The organism is Streptomyces sp. NPDC054783 (assembly GCF_053611725.1).
This window is the reverse complement of record NZ_JBSHAY010000010.1, coordinates 1-22,431: the sequence shown is the minus strand read 5'-3', so window position 1 is coordinate 22,431 and position 22,431 is coordinate 1. Positions and strand designations below refer to the sequence as shown.

18 protein-coding genes are annotated in these 22,431 nt (G+C 71.7%); 12 read left to right on the top strand and 6 right to left on the bottom strand.

What is annotated here, in order from left to right:
* Positions 1–7 precede the first annotated feature (7 nt).
* Positions 8–538 (bottom strand): cysteine dioxygenase, encoded by a 531-nt coding sequence (locus tag ACWGJ5_RS19145; RefSeq protein WP_453310850.1) that lies wholly within the window; start codon positions 536–538, stop codon positions 8–10.
* 616 nt (positions 539–1,154) lie between these two features.
* Here ACWGJ5_RS19145 and ACWGJ5_RS19140 point away from each other — a divergent pair.
* The 3 genes from ACWGJ5_RS19140 to ACWGJ5_RS19130 all read left to right on the top strand — a co-directional run bounded on the left by ACWGJ5_RS19140 (position 1,155) and on the right by ACWGJ5_RS19130 (position 6,853).
* On the top strand, positions 1,155–1,418 hold the full coding sequence (locus tag ACWGJ5_RS19140; protein WP_010986447.1) for a WhiB family transcriptional regulator: 264 nt from the start codon (positions 1,155–1,157) through the stop codon (positions 1,416–1,418).
* Between the two features lie 192 nt (positions 1,419–1,610).
* Positions 1,611–5,330 (top strand): glycosyltransferase, encoded by a 3,720-nt coding sequence (locus tag ACWGJ5_RS19135; protein WP_453310849.1) that lies wholly within the window; start codon positions 1,611–1,613, stop codon positions 5,328–5,330.
* Positions 5,327–6,853: a DUF5719 family protein gene (locus ACWGJ5_RS19130; RefSeq protein ID WP_453310848.1), complete on the top strand. Its 1,527-nt coding sequence runs from the start codon at positions 5,327–5,329 to the stop codon at positions 6,851–6,853. The genes ACWGJ5_RS19135 and ACWGJ5_RS19130 overlap by 4 nt, the downstream gene beginning before the upstream one ends.
* A gap of 253 nt (positions 6,854–7,106) precedes the next feature.
* On the opposite strand, the gene ACWGJ5_RS19125 is transcribed toward ACWGJ5_RS19130, so the two are convergent.
* Complete coding sequence (locus ACWGJ5_RS19125; RefSeq protein ID WP_453310847.1) at positions 7,107–7,490, bottom strand: metallopeptidase family protein; 384 nt, start codon at positions 7,488–7,490, stop codon at positions 7,107–7,109.
* Positions 7,491–8,086: 596 nt separating this feature from the next.
* Here ACWGJ5_RS19125 and ACWGJ5_RS19120 point away from each other — a divergent pair.
* From ACWGJ5_RS19120 to ACWGJ5_RS19095, 6 genes are all read left to right on the top strand, one after another.
* Complete coding sequence (locus ACWGJ5_RS19120) at positions 8,087–8,512, top strand: DUF3499 domain-containing protein (protein ID WP_453310846.1); 426 nt, start codon at positions 8,087–8,089, stop codon at positions 8,510–8,512.
* Between the two features lie 141 nt (positions 8,513–8,653).
* Positions 8,654–10,018, top strand: coding sequence for a phosphomannomutase/phosphoglucomutase (locus ACWGJ5_RS19115; RefSeq protein ID WP_453310845.1), 1,365 nt, complete (start codon positions 8,654–8,656; stop codon positions 10,016–10,018).
* A 156-nt stretch (positions 10,019–10,174) separates the two neighbouring features.
* Entirely contained in the window at positions 10,175–10,345 is a 171-nt protein-coding gene (locus ACWGJ5_RS19110) for a Trm112 family protein (protein ID WP_453310844.1), read from the top strand.
* A gap of 80 nt (positions 10,346–10,425) precedes the next feature.
* Positions 10,426–11,553 carry an SIS domain-containing protein gene (locus ACWGJ5_RS19105; RefSeq protein WP_453310843.1) on the top strand — a complete coding sequence of 376 codons (1,128 nt, stop codon included), beginning with the start codon at positions 10,426–10,428 and terminating at the stop codon, positions 11,551–11,553.
* A gap of 107 nt (positions 11,554–11,660) precedes the next feature.
* On the top strand, positions 11,661–12,812 hold the full coding sequence (gene manA / locus ACWGJ5_RS19100) for a mannose-6-phosphate isomerase, class I (protein ID WP_453310842.1): 1,152 nt from the start codon (positions 11,661–11,663) through the stop codon (positions 12,810–12,812).
* Positions 12,813–12,985: 173 nt separating this feature from the next.
* Entirely contained in the window at positions 12,986–13,966 is a 981-nt protein-coding gene (locus tag ACWGJ5_RS19095) for a cation diffusion facilitator family transporter (protein WP_453310841.1), read from the top strand.
* A gap of 9 nt (positions 13,967–13,975) precedes the next feature.
* Here ACWGJ5_RS19095 and lepB read toward each other — a convergent pair whose 3' ends face one another.
* Positions 13,976–14,635, bottom strand: a complete 660-nt coding sequence (gene lepB / locus ACWGJ5_RS19090) for a signal peptidase I (protein WP_453310840.1) — start codon at positions 14,633–14,635, stop codon at positions 13,976–13,978.
* Between the two features lie 239 nt (positions 14,636–14,874).
* Complete coding sequence (locus ACWGJ5_RS19085) at positions 14,875–17,094, bottom strand: fructose-specific PTS transporter subunit EIIC (RefSeq protein WP_453310839.1); 2,220 nt, start codon at positions 17,092–17,094, stop codon at positions 14,875–14,877.
* Positions 17,095–17,624: 530 nt separating this feature from the next.
* Here ACWGJ5_RS19085 and ahcY point away from each other — a divergent pair.
* Together ahcY and ACWGJ5_RS19075 are read left to right on the top strand one after the other, a co-directional pair.
* Positions 17,625–19,082, top strand: coding sequence for an adenosylhomocysteinase (gene ahcY, locus ACWGJ5_RS19080; RefSeq protein ID WP_453310838.1), 1,458 nt, complete (start codon positions 17,625–17,627; stop codon positions 19,080–19,082).
* 193 nt (positions 19,083–19,275) lie between these two features.
* A complete protein-coding gene (locus ACWGJ5_RS19075) occupies positions 19,276–19,890 on the top strand; it encodes a hypothetical protein (protein ID WP_453310837.1) in 615 nt (204 codons plus the stop codon).
* An 82-nt stretch (positions 19,891–19,972) separates the two neighbouring features.
* On the opposite strand, the gene ACWGJ5_RS19070 is transcribed toward ACWGJ5_RS19075, so the two are convergent.
* Positions 19,973–20,917 carry an RDD family protein gene (locus ACWGJ5_RS19070; protein ID WP_453310836.1) on the bottom strand — a complete coding sequence of 315 codons (945 nt, stop codon included), beginning with the start codon at positions 20,915–20,917 and terminating at the stop codon, positions 19,973–19,975.
* Positions 20,918–21,061: 144 nt separating this feature from the next.
* Here ACWGJ5_RS19070 and ACWGJ5_RS19065 point away from each other — a divergent pair, with 144 nt between their 5' ends.
* Entirely contained in the window at positions 21,062–22,069 is a 1,008-nt protein-coding gene (locus ACWGJ5_RS19065; protein WP_453310835.1) for a stage II sporulation protein M, read from the top strand.
* 129 nt (positions 22,070–22,198) lie between these two features.
* Here ACWGJ5_RS19065 and ACWGJ5_RS19060 read toward each other — a convergent pair.
* On the bottom strand, positions 22,199–22,431 hold a 233-nt coding region (locus tag ACWGJ5_RS19060), incomplete at its 5' end, for a hypothetical protein (protein ID WP_453310834.1).

Genomic DNA, 22,431 nt, shown 5'->3' with positions numbered 1-22,431 from the left:
CAACGCGTCAGGCAGTCACCGGACGAGCTTCGCAGTGCGGCGACGTGGGGGTCCCCCCGGTCGAACGAAGTTGAGACTGGGGGAGCATCGGCATCTCCGTCAGGCCCGGGTAGTACACGTGCAGGCTGACCGCCGGCTCCAGGGTGTCGTTGACGACCTCGTGGACGTACCCCGGCGCGAACACCCGCTGCGCGCCCGCCGCCAACGCGCGCGTGGCGCGTTCGGTGCGCTCGGTGAGGGCGCCCTCCAGGACGGTGAGGACACCGGAGGAGCGGCCGTGGTCGTGCAGCCCGCTGCCCTGGCCCGGCACCCAGGTCAGCAGCCACACCTCGTAGCCCGGGCCGGTGCGCAGCCGGTGGTACCAGCGGGTCGTGGCGTCGTACCGCACGAGGTGTTCCCACTGGGAGCGGTCGGCGGCGATCCGGCGGGCGAGACCCACGAACTCGGCAATGGTGGACGGGTGCTCGCGCGGCGGTTGGAGCAGGTGCGGGACTTCGAGGATGTCGCCGGCGATCTGGAGGTCGTTGTCGCTGTTCATGGGGTTCGGTGGTTCCTCGGTGAGAGAAGGCCGGAGGGAACAAAGAACGAAGAAACCGGGTCACGGGGGACACGGCCTGCAACTGGAGCGAGGTGGGGGCTCAACAGCTGCAACAGCGACAACAGCTACAGCGGGACCGGGCAGCACCGAGGGACCCGGCGGTGCGGGTCGAGGTGAGTGCCAAGTTCGCGAGCATGCCCACTAGAACATCGGTTCACACCCGCAGTGTCAACTCGGCGCCCGGCATATGGGACAGGTTTCACCTCATCCGGTTCATCTCGAAGGTGAAAGGTTTGTTCATCGGGGTGTCGGGACACATGGGGCACATCCGGCGCTCAAGCCGCGCGGAACGCGATCGAACGCCAGGGCGTCCTTCTCCGTATAGATGTCCGTACGGGTTCCGGGTGCCCCTCCGGGCCTCGTCTGCGTGTCACGGTTTAAGGCGATTTGAACACTTTCCGCACGGGCTTGGTTCCGCAGAGTGAATAACGGGCCCAATAGCAGATCTCGGCTTGACTCGCCCGGAGCAGCACACTTGTAATTTCACTCGTGTCGTTCAGCCGAAATCGGTAACGGCAACGCACACGGGGACGCGAAAGACAGACGAGGGGCGCACATGACCGAGCTGGTGCAGCAACTGCTGGTCGACGACGCGGACGAGGAACTCGGCTGGCAGGAGCGCGCGCTGTGCGCCCAGACCGACCCCGAGTCCTTCTTCCCCGAGAAGGGCGGCTCCACCAGAGAGGCGAAGAAGGTCTGCCTCGCCTGTGAGGTCCGCTCCGAGTGCCTCGAGTACGCCCTCGCCAACGACGAGCGCTTCGGTATCTGGGGCGGCCTGTCCGAGCGGGAGCGCCGCCGGCTGAAGAAGGCCGCCATCTGACCGCACGACGCACGGACATCCACCCCAAAACGTCACGAACGGCCCGTAGCCGGTGGGTTATCCACAGGCGGCGGGCCGACGTCATGGTCAGCCGATAGTGTGGTCGCTCGTCCGAGACGCCCCGCTGCCCCCTCGGCCCCCGAGAGGGCGCGGGCGTCCACCGCAGTCCATCGAACCGGGGCCCGTACCTCGATGTCCGTGCACAGCCATACGGCAGTCCAAGAACCGGCTGCCTCCGCGGCGTTTGACCCGTCCCGCCCGCCCGAGTTCCCGCGTCACGTGGTGACCGCGGTCCTCGTCTCCCACGACGGCGCCCGCTGGCTGCCCGACGTCCTCGCCGGGCTGCTCGGCCAGGAGCGACCCGTGCAGTACGCGGTCGCGGCCGACACCGGCAGCGCGGACGACTCCGCCCGGCTGCTCACCGATGCCCTCGGTGATGCCAACGTCGTGCACCTGGCCCGCCGCACCGGCTTCGGCCAGGCAGTCGAGGAGGCGTGCCGCACCGCCCCGGTCCTCACCCCGGCGGAGCTGCCGTACCTCAAGCGCCCCAGCGGCTGGGACCCGGTCACGCGCTCGTGGCGCGACGACGCCTACGACATGCCCGAACTGCCGTACGGCGAGCCCGTCCAGTGGCTCTGGCTGCTGCACGACGACTGCGCACCCGAACCCGACGCCCTCGCCGAACTGCTGCGCGTCGTCGACAACGAACTCGACCTGGGCCGCGACGACGTGGCGGTCGTCGGCCCCAAGCTGCGCGGCTGGTACGACCGCCGGCAACTGCTGGAGGTCGGTGTCTCCATCGCCAACTCCGGCCGCCGCTGGACCGGCCTGGACCGCCGCGAACAGGACCAGGGCCAGCACGACCACGTGCGAACCGTGCTGTCCGTCTCCAGCGCCGGCATGCTCATCCGCCGCGACGTCTTCGAACAGCTCGGCGGCTTCGACCGCCGGCTGCCCCTGATGCGCGACGACGTGGACCTGTGCTGGCGTGCCCACACCGCGGGCCACCGCGTCCTGATCGCCCCCGACGCGGTCGTACGGCACGCCGAGGCCGCCTCCCGCGAGCGCCGCACCGTCGACTGCGTGGGCCGCACCGCCGCCTCCCCGCACAAGGTCGACAAGGCCGGCGCCGTCTACACCCTGCTCGTCAACACTCGCGGCGGCGCGCTGCCCTGGGTGTTCCTGCGGCTCGTTTTCGGCACGCTCCTGCGGACCGTCGCCTACCTGGTCGGCAAGGTGCCCGGCCAGGCCGTCGACGAGATCCGCGGCCTGCTCGCCACCCTGCTGCGTCCGGGCCGGATCTTCGCCGCGCGGCGCCGCCGCGGATCCTCGCAGATCGACAAGGACGAACTGCGCCGGCTCTTCCCCCCGCCCGGCGCCACCGTCCGGGCCACCGTGGAACAGCTCGCCGCCAACTTCACCAGCAGCTCCGACGACAGCCTCCGGGCCGGCCGGCACGGCGGCGCGGTGGAGTCCGGACCCGGCGGCGACGACGCCGACTTCCTGGAGGTCGAGCAGTTCGCCCGGCTCAAGCGGATCGCCCGCAAGCCCGGCCCCGTGCTCTTCCTCGCCCTGCTGCTCATCTCCCTGGCCGCCTGCCGCGCCCTGCTCGGCGGCGGCGCGCTCGCGGGCGGCGCCCTGCTGCCCGCCCCGGCAGGCGCCGGCGACCTGTGGTCCCGCTTCGCCGACTCCTGGCACCCGGTCGGCGCGGGCGGTACCCCGGCCGCCCCGCCCTACCTCGCGATCGTCGCCACCCTCGCCACGATCCTGTTCGGCTCCGCCGGACTCGCGATGACGGTGCTGCTGGTCGCCTCGGTACCGCTCGCCGGATTCACCGCCTACTTCGCCTCCCGGCCGCTGGTCACCTCCCGGCTGCTGCGCGCCTGGGCCGCCATCGCCTACGCCTTCCTGCCCGCCACCACCGGCGCCCTGGCCGGCGGCCGCATCGGCACCGCCGTCCTCGCCGTGCTGCTGCCGCTCGTCGCGCGCGCCGGTGTCGCCGCGAGTGGCCTCGCGAACCGCTCCGGGGCGCGCGGCAGTTGGCGTGCCACCTGGGCGTACGCGCTGCTGCTGACCATCACCACCGCCTTCACGCCGATCGTCTGGCCCATCGCGCTGCTCCTCGGCATCGGCGTGCTCGCGCTGCGCCGCGGCGACCTCGTCGCACACATCCTGCGCTTCCTCGCCCAGCTCGGCACCCCGCTGCTGGTGCTCGCTCCCTGGTCGCTGGCCCTGCTCCCGACCGGCTTCTTCAAGGAAGCCGGACTGGCCTACGGCACCTCGGCCGCCTCCGCACTCGACCTGCTCGGCGCCAGCCCCGGCGGCCCCGGAACCGTGCACGGCCTGATGCTCATCGGCATCGTCCTCGCCGCCCTCGCCGCACTCCTGCGCTCCGAGCGGCAGCCGGCCGTCCGCACCGCCTGGGCGGTCGCCCTGGCCGGCCTCGTCTTCGCCGCCCTGTCCAACAGGTCCGCCTGGGCCGGACCGGCCACCCTCGTCTACGGCATCGCCCTGCTGGCCGCCGCCGTCCTCGGCGCCGACGGCGCACGCGCGCGCGTGGCCGAGCAGAGCTTCGGCTGGCGCCAGCCCGTAGCCGCCCTGATCGCGTTCGCCTGCGCCGCGGGCCCGCTGCTCGTCGTCGCCGGCTGGATGATCCGCGGCGCCGCCGGCCCCCTGGAGCGCCGCGACCCGACCCAGGTGCCCGCGTTCGTCGCCGAGGACTCCACCACCGGCGACCGCGCCCGCACCCTCATCCTGGACAGCGACTCCGCCGTGCGCGTGCGCTACAGCCTGGTCCGTGGCTCCGGCGCCCGCATGGGCGACGCCGAGATCAGCACCGCCGACGGCCAGAACACCCGGCTGGACAAGGTCGTCGCCAACCTCGTCGCCGGCTCCGGCGCCGACCAGGCCGACGAACTCGGCGGCTTCGCCGTGCGCTACGTCCTCGTCCACAAGGGCGCGCCCCGCGACATCACCCGCGTCCTCGACACGACCCCCGGCCTGACCCGGCTCAGCCAGCAGAACGGCAGCGCCCTGTGGCGTGTCGACCATGAGGTCTCCCGCGCCACGATCGTCCCCGCCGGCGGCTCGGGCACCGCCCAGCCGGTCTCCGCCGGCCCGGTGGAGATCCACACCACCGTCCCCGCCGGCCCGGGCGGCCGCGTCCTGCGCCTCGCCGACACCGCCTCCGAGGGCTGGACGGCCAGCCTGAACGGCCATCCGCTCACCCGCACCACGGTCGACGGCTGGGCCCAGGGCTTCCAACTGCCCGCCGACGGCGGCAGGCTGGACGTCACCTACAGCGACCCGATCACCCACACCGCCTGGCTGTGGGCCCAGGGCGCGCTCGCCGTCGTCCTGGTCGTCCTCGCCCTGCCCGGCCGCCGCCGCGACGTCGACGACGACCTGCCCGAGGAGGAGCCGCTGCCCGCCCAGGCCACCGCGGGCGAGGGCCGCCGCGCCCGCCGCCTGCGCGCCCAGGCCGAGGAACAGGCCACCGAGGAACAGGCCACCGAGGAGCAGCCCGGCGACGAACAGCCGGCCGCGCCGCCCCTGCCGACGCAGCCCCCGGCCGCCGTACCCCACCAGCAGTCCTACGACGAGTGGGACCCGACTTCCTACGCCGGTGCCGGATACGCCGACTACGGTGCCGAGCAGTACCAGAACGGCGGCGGCCAGTACCCGCCCTCCGGCTACGACCAGCAGGCGTACCCGGCGGCCGACCCCTACCAGACGGGCCAGGGCCAGTACGACCCGTACGCCTACGGCGGTACGGCCGACCAGATGCCGTACGACCCGACGGCCTACCAGCAGGGCTACAACCCCGCGTACGACCCCGCCCAGCAGGGCTACGACCCGGCCCAGCACCCCCACGGCACCGGCAGCGAGCGCCCCGACGGGAGCCAGCAGTGAACCGCACCACCCTGTCCCTGATCGCCGCCGGCGGCGCGTTGGCCGCCGTCACCGCGTTCGCCGCGTTCGACGGTCCGTCCGCGTCCGGTGCCGCCGCCCCCGAGGCGGCCGCGAACCTGCCGGTCCAGCGCACGAGCCTGCTGTGCCCGGCGCCGAGCATCTCGGACATCGCCGACACGTCGTACACGTCGTTCACGCCCGTCACCCAGGGCACGGCGAGCGACGGCAAGGCCCAACTCCTGGCAGCCGGCGAGGACTCGGCGGACGGCACGGGCAACTCCCGGACGGGCAAGGCCTCGAAGGGGGCCAAGAGCGGGAAGAAGACGGCGGACCAGCCGGTTCTCACCCCGAAGGCGCCGGGCACCCCGGTCACCGGCGACACCTCCGGTGCCGACGCGCCCGCGCTCATCGGCACCGCCGACGGGAAGTTCGCGCCCGGCTGGACCGTCCAGGAGACCACCGAGGTCGCCGCCGGCACCGGCCGCGGCCTGCAGGGCGTCAACTGCACCGCCGCGGACACCGACTTCTGGTTCCCGGGCGCCAGCACGGCCGGCAGCCGCACCGACTACGTCCACCTGACCAACCCCGACGACTCCGCCGCGGTCGTCGACATCGAGCTGTACGGCAAGGACGGCGCGATCAAGTCACCGCTCGGCGAGAACCTCACCGTCCCGCCGCACGCGAGCAAGCCGATCCTGCTGTCCACGCTCACCGACGCACAGCAGGCCGACCTGACCGTGCACGTCAGCGTGCGCAGCGGCAGGGTCGGGGCGGCCGTGCAGGCCCTGGACGACAAGGTGGGCGGCGACTGGCTGGCCGCGGCCGCCGACCCGGCCGGCAGCCTGATCCTGCCCGGCATCCCGAAGGACGCCACCGATGTCCGCCTGATCGCCTTCACCCCCGGCGGCGACGACGCCGACCTGAAGGTCCGCCTGGCCTCACCGGACGGCCTGATCACCCCGGCGGGCAACGAGACCCTGCACGTGAAGTCGGGCATGACGACCACGGCCGACCTCGGTGACGTGACCCGAGGCGAGGCCGGCTCCCTCGTCCTGACCCCCACGGACCAGTCGGTCCCGGTCGTCGCGGCCCTCCGGGTGATCCGCGGCAAGGGCGACAAACAAGAGACGGCCTTCATCCCGGCCACCGCCCCCGTCGGCACGCGCGCGACCTCGGCCGACAACAGCGCCAAGGGCACGACCCTCTCCCTGGCCGCACCCACCGCCACCGCCACGGTCAAGGTCACCGCGTCGGCGGGCAGCGACGGCGGCACGCCGACGACGAAGACCTACACGATCAAGTCCGGCACCACCGAGAACGTCCCGGTCCCCGCCCCCTCCGGCCTCAACGGCACCTTCGCCCTCACCGTCGAAACCGTCTCCGGCGGCCCGGTCTACGCCTCCCGCACCCTCTCCGCCACGGAGTCCGGCATCCCCGGCTTCACCATCCAAACCCTCCCGAACGACCGGGGCATGGTGGCGGTACCGAAGACGACGGAGGATCTGTCGATCCTGCAGAAGTGAGGGGCGACGTTTTCGTGGCGCCGCTGGGATGCGCGTGCGGGTGCGTGGGCGACCGCGGGTGCTCGCCGGCCGCCCGCGCAGTTCCCCGCGCCCCTCGGGAACTGCAGCGCCGCCGACTTCGCAGTACCGGGGCACCCGCATGGCTGCGGGCAGGCGAAACGCCCCGTCGTCCGGCCACAGCACAGGGCACCCAAGCAGCACAGGCCCCCCACACCGCCGTACCCCCGCAAGGCTCCGCAGGACCCCGCGGGGCCTAGTCCTCCCCGTACCGCGGATCCACAGTCTCCGGAGTCAGGCCGAGCAACTCGGCCACCTGCTCCACGACCACCTCATGCACCAGCGCGGCCCGCTCATCCCGCCCCTTGGTGCGGATCTCCACCGGCCGCCGGTACACGACCACCCGCGCCCGCCGCCCGTCCCGTGCGGGAACCGCCCCGCCCAACGGCACGGCCTCGTCGCTCCACACCTGTTCACCCCGCCCCTCCAGCCGGGGCACCTCCAGCACCAGGAAGTCGATGTCGGCAAGCTGCGGCCACCGCCGCTCGAGACGCTCCACGGAGTCCTGCACCAGGTCCGCGAACACATCGGCGCGGCTGGCCGCCAGCGGCACCTGCGGCGGCGCGATCGGCCCCCGCATGCCCCTGCCGTGACGATCACGGCGACGGGGCCCGGGGCCGGCGGCACGGGGCGGTACACGGTTGTCCATCACTGGGGAAGGGTAGTCCCCGCTCGCCCTCCCCGCCCGACCCCACACGGCAACCCACCCCCGCCGACCGGCCACGCGCGACCAGTACCCCGACCAGCCGCCCTCAACGAGACCCCCGACCGGCCACCCGCAAACAGCACCCCGCCCACCCCCGATCACACACCGCCGACCAGCCGCCCGCCGGTCAGCCCCGAGCAGCCCGACCGTGATCCCCGACCACGCCCGCGCACGCCCCCCTCCCGGCCCACGGCGGCGCCGCCGATCAGCCCACCGCCGATCGGCCCCGTTCGGCTCCGATCGGCCCTCTCCGCCCTCGTGTCGCAGGTTGACCATTCCAGCCAACGTCTGGCTCGTTTCCATAACCCTCCAAGACCGCCGAACTCAAGGCAATTGACGGTGTTTGTACTGACTCATGACCGTATCGAGCCGCGCCCGAAACTCGCCGAGAACCCGTCCATGCAGGTCAACAGGGTCTCCCCGAAGGGGTGTGTGGGGCGTTTCACGGCACGACACGGGCGAGTGACCTGGTGGAGAGTCGTCGCGGCCCGCTCAAGAGTGCGGTACCGTCCAACGTCGTGAGCCCTGTACGTCGCTGTTCGCGCACCGCTTGCGGCCGACCCGCCGTCGCGACGCTGACGTACGTCTACGCCGACTCGACCGCGGTCCTCGGCCCGCTCGCCACGTACGCAGAGCCGCACTGCTACGACCTGTGCGCCGAGCACTCCGAACGCCTCACCGCCCCCCGCGGCTGGGAGGTCGTCCGCCTCCTCGACGGCTCCGCCCCCGCGCGGCCCAGCGGAGACGACCTCGAAGCGCTTGCCAACGCCGTGCGCGAGGCGGCCCGCCCCCAGGAACGCGCGGCCGAGGCGGGCGGCGGCGCAGGCCGTACGGCGGACCCCATGGAGGTCGCCCGCCGCGGCCACCTGCGAGTCCTGCGCTCCCCGGACAACTGAGCCCGCCCCCACGGTCGTCGAACCGGCGCGCCGCACGCCACCCCCGGTCACGACTGGGCCTCCACCCGGTGTCCGCACACCTCCCCCTTACCCCCGGCGGGTAGTTTGTGGGCACCCATAGGACTTTCAGGAGGGTTGGCCGTGACTGCTGATCTGTCGCAGATCGTGAAGGCGTATGACGTACGCGGAGTGGTTCCGGACCAGTGGGACGAGTCACTGGCCGGGCTCTTCGGCGCCGCCTTCGCGGAGGTGACGGGTGCGGCGGCCATCGTCGTCGGCCACGACATGCGGCCCTCGTCCCCCGGCCTGTCCCGCGCCTTCGCGCGCGGCGCGGCGGACCGCGGTGTGGACGTCACCGAGATCGGCCTGTGCTCCACCGACCAGCTGTACTACGCCTCGGGCGCGCTGAACCTGCCGGGCGCGATGTTCACCGCCTCGCACAACCCGGCCCAGTACAACGGCATCAAGCTGTGCCGCGCGGGCGCCGCTCCGGTCGGCCAGGACACCGGTCTGGCGCAGATCCGCGAACTGGTCGAGCGGTGGCTGGAGTCGGGCGCCCCCGAGCCGGTCGCCGAGCCGGGAACCCTGTCCGCTCGCGAGACGTTGGAGGATTACGCGGCGCACCTTTGCTCCCTGGTCGACCTGACCTCCATCCGCCCGCTGAAGGTCGTGGTCGACGCCGGCAACGGCATGGGCGGCCACACGGTCCCCTCGGTCTTCGCCGGCCTGCCCCTGACCCTCGTCCCGATGTACTTCGAACTGGACGGCACCTTCCCGAACCACGAGGCCAACCCGCTCGACCCGGCCAACCTCGTGGACCTGCAGAAGCGCGTCCCGGCGGAAGGCGCCGACCTCGGCATCGCCTTCGACGGCGACGCCGACCGCTGCTTCGTCGTGGACGAGCACGGCGACCCGGTCTCCCCGTCCGCGGTCACCGCCCTGGTCGCCGCCCGCGAACTCGCCCGCAACAGCGGCAAGGGCACGATCATCCACAACCTGATCACCTCCCGTACTGTCCCCGAGGTGGTGAAGGAGAACGGCGGCACCCCGGTCCGCACCCGCGTCGGCCACTCCTTCATCAAGGCCGAGATGGCCCGCAGCGGCGCGATCTTCGGCGGCGAGCACTCGGCGCACTACTACTTCAAGGACTTCTGGAACGCCGACACGGGCATGCTGGCCGCCCTGCACGTCCTCGCCGCCCTCGGCGGCCAGGAGGGCCCGCTGTCCGCCCTCGTCGCCCAGTACGACCGCTACACCGGCTCCGGCGAGATCAACTCCACCGTCGCCGATCAGTCCGCCCGTCTCGCCGCGATCCGCGCCGCGTACGAGGGCCGCGCCGACGTCACCCTGGACGACCTCGACGGCCTCACGGTCGCCGCCGCCGACTGGTGGTTCAACGTCCGCCCCTCCAACACCGAGCCCCTCCTCCGTCTGAACGCCGAGGCGAAGGACGAGGCCACGATGACCAAGATCAGGGACGAGGCCCTGGCGATCATCAGGGCCTGAAGCGGCCGGGCGGCCGGGCGGCCGGGCGGCCGGGCAAACGCGGGTCCAGAGGGCGGCGCCCCTGGACGGCGCCGACAGCCCGGCTCGGCCCGTCCACCAGCGGTACGCTGACCAGGCACATCCACAGACAGACATCCGCCCTCGAAGGGACACCCCATGCCGCTCGAAGCCGGCCTCCTGGAGATCCTCGCCTGCCCGGCCTGCCACGCCTCCCTCAAGGAGCAGGACACCGAGCTGATCTGCACGGGCCAGGGCTGCGGCCTCGCCTATCCCGTCCGCGACGGCATCCCGGTCCTCCTCGTGGACGAGGCCCGCCGCCCCCAGTGACGACATCCCTCACGTCGTGACGACACCCGTCACGGCGTAGACAACCCGCACAGGACCCCGGCGCTCGGAGGCAACCGCCCATGCTGGACGAATCGCTGCTCGACACCCCGGAGGGCCTCGCCGAGGCCGACCGCCGAGGCCTGCTGCGCGGGGCCGCCGAGGCCGGTGCCCGCGTTCGCACCGCCGGCCGGCACGCCGTCGAGGCCGGCGTCGGCGATCTCAAGCCCGACGGCCGCCCCCGCGCCGTCCTCATCGCCGGTCCCGGCGCCGCCGCCACTCACACCGCCGACCTCCTCGGCACCCTGGCCGGCGTCGGCAGCCCCGTGGTCCGCCTGGCCCCGACCGGCGTGGCCCCCGCAGCCGGCGCCCTGCGCTGGGAGCTCCCCGGATGGGCCGGCTCCGTGGACCTGCTGCTGATCGCCACCCCGGACGGCACCGAACCGAGCCTCACCCTCCTCACCGACCAGGCCTACCGCCGCGGCGTATCGGTCGTGGCCGTAGCCCCGCCCGGCACCCCGCTCGCGGAGGCGGTCACCGGCGCCCACGGCCTGTTCGTACCGATGGCGACAGCGCCGTACGACCAGGAGGAACCGCTCGCCGCGTCCTCCCCGGGCGTCTTCTGGGCGCTGCTCACCCCGCTGCTGGCGCTGCTGGACCGGATCGGACTGATCAGCGCCCCGCCGGACGCCCTGGAGAAGGTCGCCGACCGCCTGGACCACATCGCCGAGCGCTGCGGCCCCGCCATCGCGACCTACAGCAACCCGGCCAAGACCCTCGCCGCCGAACTCGCCGACGCACTGCCCGTGGTGTGGGCGGAAGGACCGTCGGCGGGCCCCGCCGGCCGCCGTTTCGCCGCCGCCCTCGCCGAACTCGCCGGCCGCCCCGCGCTCGTCGCCGAACTCCCCGAGGCTCTCTCCACGCACAGCGCCCTGCTGGCCGGCCCGCTGGCCGCCAGCGCCGACCCCGAAGACTTCTTCCGGGACCGCGTCGAGGAGCCGCCTGCGCTGCACGCACGCGTGGTGCTGCTCCGTGACCGTCCGATCAGCGGCCTCACCGCCGCCCCCGCCGCCCGTGACCTGGCCCTCAGCCACGACACGCCGATCAGCGAACTCGAACCGGGGGAAGGCGGCGACCTGGAGACACTCGCGGAACTGATCGCCGTCACGGATTTCGCCGCTGTTTACCTGGCGCTCGCTTCGAGGGCCTGATCTGGCTACGGGCCGGAACCCCCGCGCCCACATCAGCACGGCAACCGGCACCTGCACCAGTACCGGCGCCGGCTCGGCAGCCGTACGTACGGAGACAGAGAAGACACATGGACCGCCTCGACAACACCATCCGCCCCTACGCCTGGGGTTCCCCCACCGCCATCCCGCACCTCCTCGGCGTCGAGCCGACCGGTGAACCGCAGGCGGAGATGTGGATGGGTGCGCACCCGGGGGCCCCCTCGCGCACCGCGCGCGGAAGCCTCGTCGAGGTCATCGACGCGAGCCCGGAGGACGAGCTGGGCAAGGCGGCCGTGGCGAAGTTCGGCCCGCGCCTACCCTTCCTCCTCAAGATCCTCGCCGCCGGCGCCCCTCTCTCCCTCCAGGTGCACCCCAACCTGGAACAGGCCAGGGAGGGTTACGCCGACGAGGAGCGCCGCGGCATCCCGGTCGACGCCCCGCACCGCAACTACAAGGACGCCAACCACAAGCCCGAACTGATCTGCGCGCTCACCGAGTTCGACGGCCTGTGCGGCTTCCGCGACCCGGCCCGGGCCGCCGACCTGCTCGACGGGCTCGGCGTCGCCTCCCTCAAGCCGTACGTCGACCTGCTGCACGCCCAGCCCGAGGACGCCGCCCTGCGCGAGGTGCTCACCGCGATCCTGACCGCCGAGCCGGAGGAGATGGCGCACACGGTCGCCGAGGCAAGCGCCGCCTGCGCCCGCCTCGGCGGCGACCACGCCCCCTACGCCGACATCGCCCAGCACTACCCGGGCGACCCCGGCGTCATCGCGGCCATGCTGCTCAACTACGTGCGCCTGCAGCCCGGCGAGGCCCTGTTCCTCGGCGCGGGCATCCCGCACGCGTACCTGAACGGCCTCGGCGTCGAGATCATGGCCAACTCCGACAACGTCCTGCGCTGCGGCCTGACCCCCAAGCACGTCGACGTCCCCGAACTGCTGCGCGTCGTCCGCTTCGAGGCGGGCGACCCGGGCGTACTGCGACCGGAGGCCTCCCCGGCCGGCGAGGAGGTCTACGACACCCCGATCGACGAGTTCCGCCTCTCCCGGTACGTCCTCCCCGAGGGCGGCGCCGCACGCGACCTCACCCTCGACACCCCGCAGATCCTGCTCTGCACGGCCGGCCCGGTCCGCGCCGGCGAGCACGAGCTCAGCCCCGGACAGTCGGTCTTCGTCCCGGCCGGCGAGAGCGCGGAGATCTCGGGCACAGGCACGGTCTTCCGTGCCACTGTGATCGTATGACCGGGGTTGTGGATACCTGACGCGGCGGAGCCCGGCCGGGCTGCAAGAATGGCCCACCGGCAAAGGCCGGGCAAAGCCGGGACACGCCTGACGGCGTGGCCGTACGAAGGCGCCGTACGAAGCCGTACGAAGCCGTACGAAGAGGCGACAGGGCGAAGGGACAACGCGGACACATGAGCGCGTCAGGCGGTACGAAGGCGATCGTGGCGGCACTCGGCGCCAACCTCGCGATCGCGGCATCCAAGTTCGTGGCGTTCGCGTTCAGCGGCTCCTCCTCGATGCTCGCCGAGGGCGTCCACTCGCTCGCCGACTCCGGCAACCAGTTCCTGCTGCTCATCGGCGGCAAGAAGGCCCAGCGCCAGGCGACCCCGCAGCACCCCTTCGGCTACGGCCGCGAGCGCTTCATCTACGCCTTCCTGGTCTCGATCGTGCTGTTCTCCATCGGCGGCATGTTCGCCATCTACGAGGGCTACGAGAAGATCAGCCACCCGCACCAAGTGGAGCACTGGTACTGGCCGGTGGGCGTCCTGGTCTTCGCGGTCGTCGCCGAGGGCTTCTCCTTCCGCACGGCCATCAAGGAGTCCAACGAACTGCGCGGAAAGCTGTCCTGGACGGACTTCATCCGCCGCGCCAAGGCCCCCGAGCTGCCCGTCGTCCTGCTGGAGGACTTCGGCGCACTGATCGGCCTCGTCCTGGCCCTCCTCGGCGTCGGCCTGGCCGTGCTCACCGGCGACGGCGTCTGGGACGGCATCGGCACGGTCTGCATCGGTGTCCTGCTCGTCTGCATCGCCCTGGTCCTGGCCGCCGAGACCAAGTCGCTGCTGCTCGGCGAGGCCGCGGGCCCGGATGTGATCAAGGAGATCGAAGAGGCGACGGTCGACGGCGTCACGGTCACCGGCGTCATCCACATGCGCACGCTCCACCTCGGCCCCGAGGAGCTGCTCATCGCCGCCAAGATCGCCGTCCAGCACGATGACACGGCCGCCGAGGTCGCCAACGCCATCAACGCCGCCGAGGCCCGCATCCGCGCCGCCGTCCCCATCGCCCGCGTCATCTACCTCGAACCGGACATCTACAGCGAGGCCGAGGCGGCCAAGGGCCCGGACCCGGAGGCCACCCCGGGCGGCCCGACCCCGCACGCCGCCGGCCACTGAGACGGGACCTCAGCTGCCGCTCGGCCGCACCGGCCAGGGCATCTGGGGCATCTCCGGTGCCCTCCGCCGCCGTACGGCGAGGAAACCGATACCCAGGCCGACGCCGGTGAGCAGCAGCACGAGCCCGAGCACCACGGCCGTCACCAGCAGACCGGGGACGGTGCGGTCATCCGTCACCCGGCCCAGCACCGCGTTCACGGAGACCGTCCCGCCCTGCTCGTCGAGGTGGAACCGCGAGTCGTTGGAGTTCGCCCGGTAGTCGCCCAGGAGGAACAGCCGCCCCTCGGGGACCTTCACGTCATACGGCTGGTGCGCGCCATCGGCGTCGCCGCCGTACACGTACGGCTCCTCGATCGGCTTCCCGTTCACGGTCACCCGCTCCCGCGAACCCACGAGCGTGCAGCACCGCACGCGATCCCCGGCCACACCTACGACCCGCTTCATCAGCGGCCCGTCGAAGCCGTAGAACTCCGGCGGCGTGAACAACACGACGTCACCGCGCCGCACCCCACTGCCGTCGACGCGCTCCCAGACGACCCGCTGACCCTGCTCGTACGTCGGCCGCATGCTGCTGCCACCCACGCTGGAGACCCCGTACGCGTCCCTCACGTAGCCAAAAGCGCCGACCCCCAGCACCAGCCCCAGCACGCCCACCACAACCGCGGACACCCCAAGCCCCCGCCCCTGCCTTCTCCCCGCCATATCCCGTCCTCCCCAAGCGGCCCATCCGAGGCGCGGAGAATAGCGCCACTGTGTGAAGGGGGCGTGGGGCAGGGCGGTTTGTCGGGTGGGTGGGGTGCCCCGTGCCCGGTGCGCGGGTGCGCGGGTGCGCGGGTGCGCGGGTGCGCGGGTGCGCGGCGGGGACGGGGACCGGTCCCCGGTTCCCGGTCCCCTGGGCTTGCCTCAGCTCAGCCGACCTCACCGAGCACGTCGAGCACCGCGCGCTCGTCCGGTGCCGCAAGCAGCCGCTCCCGGAAACCGGGATCCATCAGCTTGCGGGAGAGCAGTGCCAGGATCCGCAGATGCTCGTCGCCCGCAGCAGCCTCCGGTACGGCGATCATGAAGACCAGCCGGGCCTTCGTACCGTCCAGCGAACCCCACTCAACCCCTTCGGCGGACCGCGCGAAGCCGACGACCGGCGCGGTCACCGCGTCCGTCTTGGCGTGCGGTATCGCGATCTCCTCACCGAGCCCGGTCGTGCCCTGCTCCTCACGCCGCAGCGCGGTCGCCACCAGCTCTTCCACATCGGCGACCCGTCCGCTCCGCGCGAGCAACAACGCCATCTCACGGACAGCGGCCTCTTTGTCCACGGCCCGGAGCGCGCCCTTCACGGTCCGCTCACCGAGGTAGCCGGACAACACCGCAGGCCCATGCTCCTCGGCCGCGGCATCTCCGGCCCGCCCGGCGTCCCGGTCCTCCTCCGGCTGCCCGCCCACCTCGGAATCCTCAACGGCGCCCACCCGGACCGAGCCCCCCGAAACCGCGGCATCAGCACCAACGCCCGAAGCCCCCGTCCCGGCCTGCCCGGGCACGACCACCCCCGCCGAAACCCCCTCCGACAAGGAAGCCCCCTCACCGGCACCACCTGCACCCGCCGGCGGCGAGAACCCCGCACCGGGGTCACCCGCACCCGATGCCGCACCGGAACCCGCACCAACCACCCCCACACGCTCCCGACGCCCCCTCACATCAACCAACGCCACGGTCGCCAACGCAGTGACAACCGACCCGATCACCACGGCGACAAAGAACATCGGCACCCCGCTCACCGCACCCAGCACCGCCACGATCGGCCCTCCGTGCGGCACCGCGTCCTTCACCCCGGCCACCCCGGCAACCGCACCGGCCACCGCCCCACCCAGCATGTTCGCCGGGATCACCTGCGCCGGCCGCGCCGCCGCGAACGGAATCGCACCCTCCGAGATACCGAAGCACCCCATGAACAGCGCCGCGAGCCCCGTCTCCCGCTCCTGCTCGGTGTACAGCGCCCGCCGGATCAGCGTGGCCAGTCCCTGCCCGAGCGGCATCACCGGGATCGCGGCGGCACACATGCCCATCACCGTCTGGTTGCCGCTCGCGATGAGCCCGGCCCCGAACAGGAATGCCGTCTTGTTCACCGGCCCGCCCATGTCGAACGCGATCATCAGCCCGAGAATCGCGCCGAGCAGGATGGCGCTCGTCCCCGTCATCCCGCCGAGCCAACTCGTCAGATGCTCGAACACCCAGGAGATCGGCCTGCCGACGACATAGACGAAGAACAGCCCGAGCACCGTCGTGGCGACGATCGGGATCACGATGATCGGCATGATCGGCTGCACGAACTTCGGCACCCGTACCTTCTTGATCCACAACACCAGGTATCCGGCGAGGAATCCGGTCACGATCGCCCCGATGAACCCCGCGCCCGCCTTGGAGTCGTACAGCGCGCCCGTGTTGGCGATCCAGCCGCCGATCATGCCCGGCACCAGCGCGGGCCGGTCGGCGATCGCGTAGGCGATGTAGCCGGACAGGACCGGGATCATCAACTGGAAGCCGATCCCGCCGATCGCGTTGACATGTGCCCAGAAGGTGCCGTCCGGGATCACATAGCCCTTGGACGTGGCATGGCCCCCGAGCGCGAGCGACACCGCGATCAGCAGACCGCCGACGACCACGAACGGGATCATGTACGACACCCCGTTCATCAGCGCCTTGTACACCGGCCCGCGCGCCTTGCCGCCACCGGAGGCCTCCGCCGCCGACCCGCTCGCGGCCCCGCCCGGCGCGTGCACGGGCGCCGACCGCACCCGCTCGATCAGCTGCCCGGCATGGTGGATGCCCTCGGCGACCCCGACCGTCAGCACCCGCTTGCCCGCGAAACGGCTCAGGTCGACGTCCTTGTCGGCGGCGACGATGATCCCGTCCGCGCTTCTGACATCGTTGTCATCGAGGACGTTCTCCGCCCCGATGGATCCCTGGGTCTCCACCTTCATCTCGATGCCACGGCTCGCAGCGGCCTGCGCGAGCTTCTCCGCCGCCATGTACGTGTGCGCGATGCCGGTCGGGCACGCGGTCACCGCCAGCAGTTTCACGCGCCGCCGCTCGTCATCGCGGCCACCCGTGGAGGGAGGGCCGGCCGGACTGGTCACGTCTGTCTCCTCACACCTTCGTCTTCGTCGCACGAGGCACCGTCCCGGACACCCCGCGAGCGGGACCGGACGGCCCCGGTCCTCCTGCATCCTGCACGACCCCGCCCCGCCCAAAGGCGCGAAAGTCCTCCTTCATCACCGTCTGCGGGCTCCCGTTCCGACGTTTCCCCACCCCCGCCGGCGCGGCTCCTGCCCCACCCCGCCGGCCCGGTTCCTGCCCCGGCCCCGCGCCTCGAAACCCGCCGCGCCGCGCCTCGAAACCGCCTCCCGGACGGCTCGAACCATGCGGAGGCGGACTGAGGCGGACTGGGGCCGACCGGGCCGTCCGGTGTAGCTTGGACGGAGCCAGACGTCGCTGCTGATGGCGGTCGGGCGGTCCCCCTGCGGACCGACCGAGGGAGAGAGGGCCTCCGACGGACTGCGCTGCGCGTACGTGGGCATGCCTGTGTCCTCTTCTCGGGCACCCCTGTGTCCGCCGCCGCGCAGACCAGCCGTACCCACCTCGACCCGACACCGAGGAGCAGCTCGTAATGACGACTGTCGACAACCGACAGGACTTCAAGGTCGCCGACCTCTCCCTGGCCGAGTTCGGCCGCAAGGAGATCACCCTCGCCGAGCACGAGATGCCGGGCCTGATGGCGATCCGCAAGGAGTACGCCGAGGCCCAGCCTCTCGCCGGCGCCCGTATCACCGGCTCGCTGCACATGACTGTGCAGACCGCCGTCCTCATCGAGACCCTGGTCGCCCTCGGCGCCCGCGTCCGCTGGGCCTCCTGCAACATCTTCTCCACCCAGGACCATGCGGCCGCCGCCATCGCCGTCGGCCCGAACGGCACGCCCGACAACCCGCAGGGCATCCCGGTCTTCGCCTGGAAGGGCGAGACCCTGGATGAGTACTGGTGGTGCACCGAGCAGGCGCTGACCTGGCCGGACACCCCCACCGGCGGCCCGAACATGATCCTGGACGACGGCGGCGACGCCACCCTCCTCGTCCACAAGGGCGTCGAGTACGAGAAGGACGGCAAGGTCCCCGGCCTGGAGACCGCCGAGTCCGACGAGCACCGCGTCATCCTCCAGCTGCTGCACCGCACCCTGGGCGAGGACCCCCAGAAGTGGACGCAGCTGGCCTCGGAGATCCGCGGCGTCACCGAGGAGACCACCACCGGTGTCCACCGCCTGTACGAGATGCAGCGCGAGGGTTCCCTCCTGTTCCCGGCGATCAACGTCAACGACTCGGTCACCAAGTCGAAGTTCGACAACAAGTACGGTTGCCGCCACTCCCTGGTCGACGGCATCAACCGCGCCACCGACGTCCTGATCGGCGGCAAGACGGCCGTGGTCTGCGGCTACGGCGACGTGGGCAAGGGCTGCGCGGAGTCCCTGCGCGGCCAGGGCGCCCGCGTGATCATCACGGAGATCGACCCGATCTGCGCCCTGCAGGCGGCGATGGACGGCTACCAGGTCACCACCCTGGACGAGGTCGTCGAGACCGCCGACATCTTCATCACCACCACCGGCAACAAGGACATCATCCTCGCCTCGGACATGGCGAAGATGAAGCACCAGGCGATCGTCGGCAACATCGGCCACTTCGACAACGAGATCGACATGGCCGGCCTGGCCAAGATCCCGGGCATCGTCAAGGACGAGGTCAAGCCGCAGGTCCACACCTGGAAGTTCCCCGACGGCAAGGTCATCATCGTGCTGTCCGAGGGCCGCTTGCTGAACCTGGGCAACGCCACCGGTCACCCGTCGTTCGTGATGTCCAACTCCTTCGCGGACCAGACCCTGGCCCAGATCGAGCTGTTCACCAAGCCCGACGAGTACCCGACCGGTGTCTACGTGCTGCCCAAGCACCTCGACGAGAAGGTCGCCCGCCTCCACCTGGACGCGCTCGGCGTCAAGCTCACCAAGCTGCGCCCGGAGCAGGCCGCGTACATCGGCGTGGAGGTCGACGGCCCGTTCAAGTCGGACCACTACCGCTACTGAGCCGGCGATTCCGTAGTCCCGCCCGCCGGGGAGCACACCGGTGCACCGCCGCGCTCCCCGGCAGCAGGTCCCCCGAGACAGGCCCCCGCACCCCCGTGCCGGGGGCCTGCCCCGTTGGCCGGTCCCGCCGGACAGCACCGGAGGTACCGGCAGTCCGGCCGGACCGTCAGCCCGTCGAAGACCCAGGACCCCCATGCCCCGCGGCCGTTATTCGCTCCACGATCCGCACGATCACACCCCCCTCGGTGAAGAACACTTCCAGTGCGCCCCCGGCCCTTCCGGCTGGCGCTATGTCTCGCGGCTGACCAGCCCCGCCGGCGATCACCGCGGCTCGGTCGACCTCGCCCTGGACGACCTCGGCCGCCCCATCCGCCTCGAACTGCACGCCGGGGAATGGCAGGTGCGCGGCGCCGCCCTCGACGGCGTCACCTGGGTCCGCACCGACCCCACCGGAACCCATGCCACCGAAGGCAATGTGCGCGCCCACGCCTTCACCGGCACGTCCCCCGCGTTCCTCGTCGCCACCGCCCGTCTCCTGCGCCTCACCCCCTCGTCCGACGCGATCCGCGTACGCCTGGTCGCCTTCACGGACCCGGTCCTCGCCCCCCGCACCGTGGACCAGTCCTGGGCCCTGGTGAACAGCGAAACACACGCCACTGACAACGGCCCCCTGGCCGTGGACGAATACCAGGTCACAGCCCTGGACACCGGTGAGCGGCACACCGTGCACATCGCCGGGGACGTCGTCCTGGCCGCACCCGGCATCGAGCTGGAGGACCTCCAGTCGCCGCCGTCGACGTTCGACTGAACGCCAAGGAGAAAGGCCGCCGGCAGCGTCGGAACAGGGGCCGGACCGGCCAGGACGCTGGAGAGGATCGAGCGGCCCCGTTCTACGCCGGCGGTGCGAAACCGGTGGCCGGGCGGTCCGCCGGGGGCCCGTGCCGCGGAGGTACGGCCGACGGCGGAAGCGGAGCCTGTGACGGCTGGGCATAAGTGGGCGGCTGGTCAGGAGCGGCTGGCTGGGCAGAAGCAGGTGGTCGATAAGCGGCCGGTGCCCCGGGCGCGGCCGGCTGCGGGGCGAAACCAGCGGTGCCGAGCGCCTGCCGGGCCTCGCGCGACTGCCGCTCGTGCACCACAGCCGCCAGGAAGGCCGCCGCAGGCAGATCCTGCGGCACAGAGGCCCCCGTCCGCGCCGCGAGGTCGGCCGCGAGCCGCTGGGCCATCCCCATCGAGACCTGGGGATCGAGCTGTCCCATCCGGGTCAGGTACTGCCGAACCGCCAGCCACAGTCCGTCCGGCACCGCCGACAGGTCCAGCTTGGCGAACCGCCCCGCCAGCCACGGAGGCGGCGGCGGAACAAAGCCGGCTCGACCGGCAGGTATCCGCTCACGCACGACAAGCGTGCCCGCGAACACATCACCGAGTCGCCGCCCCCTCGCCGACACCAGCGAGGCGATGCAGGCGATCACGCCGAACGTCAGCAGGATCTCGACCACACCGATCGCGCCGCGCACGAGCGCGTGCCGGAACCGGATCGGCCCACCGTCGTCCCGTACGACGCGGAGCCCGAAGGCCAGCTTCCCCAGCGAACGCCCATGGGTCAGCGTCTCCACCGCGATCGGCCCGCCGACCAGCACCAGCAGAAACGTCGCGATCGACAGCGCCACCTGCGCGGCCTCGTCCAGCGAGGCAGTCGACACCACCACCGCGATGGTGACCACGACGTACGCCACGACGGCCACCATGAGGTCGAGCAACACGGCCAGCGCCCTGCTCGGCAGCTTTGCCGGCCGCAGTTCGAGCGCCACCGCCTCGCCCGTCACCAGCTCACTCACGCCTGCCGTCCTTCCCCTGATCTGCCTCCGGAAGCGCAAGTCTGCCAAGCTGTGGGACATCGCGCCTCAGTGCGACTATCTGACCGCGATTCGAGAGCATCCACGACGCGCAGTCGACGACCAGCCGAGGAGCGGGCAGACCCGATGGACCTGGACGTCTTCGTCTCCGTACACCGAGCCGAATGGGACCGCCTCGACGCCCTGCTCCGCCGCCGGCGCCGCCTCAACGGCGCCGAGACGGACGAACTCGTCGCCCTCTACCAGCGCACCGCCACCCATCTCTCCCTCATCCAGTCCAGCGCCCCGGACCCGCAGCTGACGGGACGGCTCAGCCAACTGGTGGCACGCGCGCGTAGCGCCGTCGCCGGCACCCGCCGCGCCTCATGGCGTGACGTGACACGCTTCCTGGGCCAGGGCTTCCCGGCCGCCGTCTACCGCGCCCGCCACTGGTGGGTCCCCACGGCACTGGTCTCCACGGCCATCGCGATCCTCCTGGGCTGGTGGATAGGCACCCACCCGGACGTACAGTCGTCGATCGCGGCGCCCAGCCAGCTGCGGGAGCTGACCCGCCCCGGCGGTGAGTACGAGACGTACTACTCCAGCCATCCCGCAGCGGCCTTCGCCGCCCAGGTGTGGACGAACAACGCCCAGGCAGCCGCGATGTGCCTGGTCCTGGGCGTCTTCCTGGGCCTGCCTGTCCTCTGGATCCTCTTCGAGAACATGCTCAACCTGGGCGTCGGCTTCGGCCTGATGTCCTCTGCCGGCCGACTCGACACATTCCTGGGACTGGTTCTCCCGCACGGGCTGCTCGAACTGACTGCCGTCTTCGTCGCCGCCGGTACGGGACTGCGCCTCGGCTGGACCCTCATAGACCCCGGCCCGCGCAGTCGGCGCACCGCTCTCGCCGAGGAAGGACGCGCGGCCGTCGGCATGGCGATCGGACTGGCCCTGGTCCTTTTCGTCTCCGGCGCCATCGAAGGCTTCGTCACCCCGTCCGGACTGCCGACCTGGGCCCGCATCGGAATCGGCGTCCTGGCCGAGCTGGCATTCCTGACGTACGTCTACGTCCTGGGAGGCCGAGCAGTACGCGCAGGTGAGACCGGCGATCTAGAAGCGACGGGCCGCAGCGCCTCGGTCCCCACCGCTGCTTGATGTGCGTTCCACCCCTGTGAGCTGCTACTCTCCTCTTCGCCCCGCAAGAGCCGTTGACACGGACAGCGCGGGGAGGTAGATTCAAACAGTTGCCTGGAACTGGACAAGTTCATCGGCGAAGGTTAGACTCTACGAGCTTCCGGAGAAGTCGAGAACGACATCTCCGAGGAGCACCTCCCGATTACTCAGGAATGAGCGGCCGGTCAGACCGGCCAAGAACTTCTGATAAAGTCGGAACCGCCGGAAAGGAAACCGCGAAAGCGGAATCCTGGAAAGCACCGAGGAAATCGGATCGAGAAAAGATCTGATAGAGTCGGAAACACCGAAGGGAAGCCCGGAGGAAAGCCCGAGAGGGTGAGTAC

Bases quoted from the DNA above. Each gene is read 5' to 3' on its own strand.
- ACWGJ5_RS19105 (WP_453310843.1), top strand. From the start codon at position 10,426: ATGCTGGACGAATCGCTGCTCGACACCCCGGAGGGCCTCGCCGAGGCC.
- ACWGJ5_RS19075 (WP_453310837.1), top strand. From the start codon at position 19,276: ATGCCCCGCGGCCGTTATTCGCTCCACGATCCGCACGATCACACCCCC.
- manA (WP_453310842.1), top strand. From the start codon at position 11,661: ATGGACCGCCTCGACAACACCATCCGCCCCTACGCCTGGGGTTCCCCC.
- ahcY (WP_453310838.1), top strand. From the start codon at position 17,625: ATGACGACTGTCGACAACCGACAGGACTTCAAGGTCGCCGACCTCTCC.
- ACWGJ5_RS19095 (WP_453310841.1), top strand. From the start codon at position 12,986: ATGAGCGCGTCAGGCGGTACGAAGGCGATCGTGGCGGCACTCGGCGCC.
- ACWGJ5_RS19140 (WP_010986447.1), top strand. From the start codon at position 1,155: ATGACCGAGCTGGTGCAGCAACTGCTGGTCGACGACGCGGACGAGGAA.
- ACWGJ5_RS19145 (WP_453310850.1), bottom strand. From the start codon at position 538: ATGAACAGCGACAACGACCTCCAGATCGCCGGCGACATCCTCGAAGTC.
- ACWGJ5_RS19135 (WP_453310849.1), top strand. From the start codon at position 1,611: ATGTCCGTGCACAGCCATACGGCAGTCCAAGAACCGGCTGCCTCCGCG.
- ACWGJ5_RS19065 (WP_453310835.1), top strand. From the start codon at position 21,062: ATGGACCTGGACGTCTTCGTCTCCGTACACCGAGCCGAATGGGACCGC.
- ACWGJ5_RS19125 (WP_453310847.1), bottom strand. From the start codon at position 7,490: ATGCGGGGGCCGATCGCGCCGCCGCAGGTGCCGCTGGCGGCCAGCCGC.
- ACWGJ5_RS19110 (WP_453310844.1), top strand. From the start codon at position 10,175: ATGCCGCTCGAAGCCGGCCTCCTGGAGATCCTCGCCTGCCCGGCCTGC.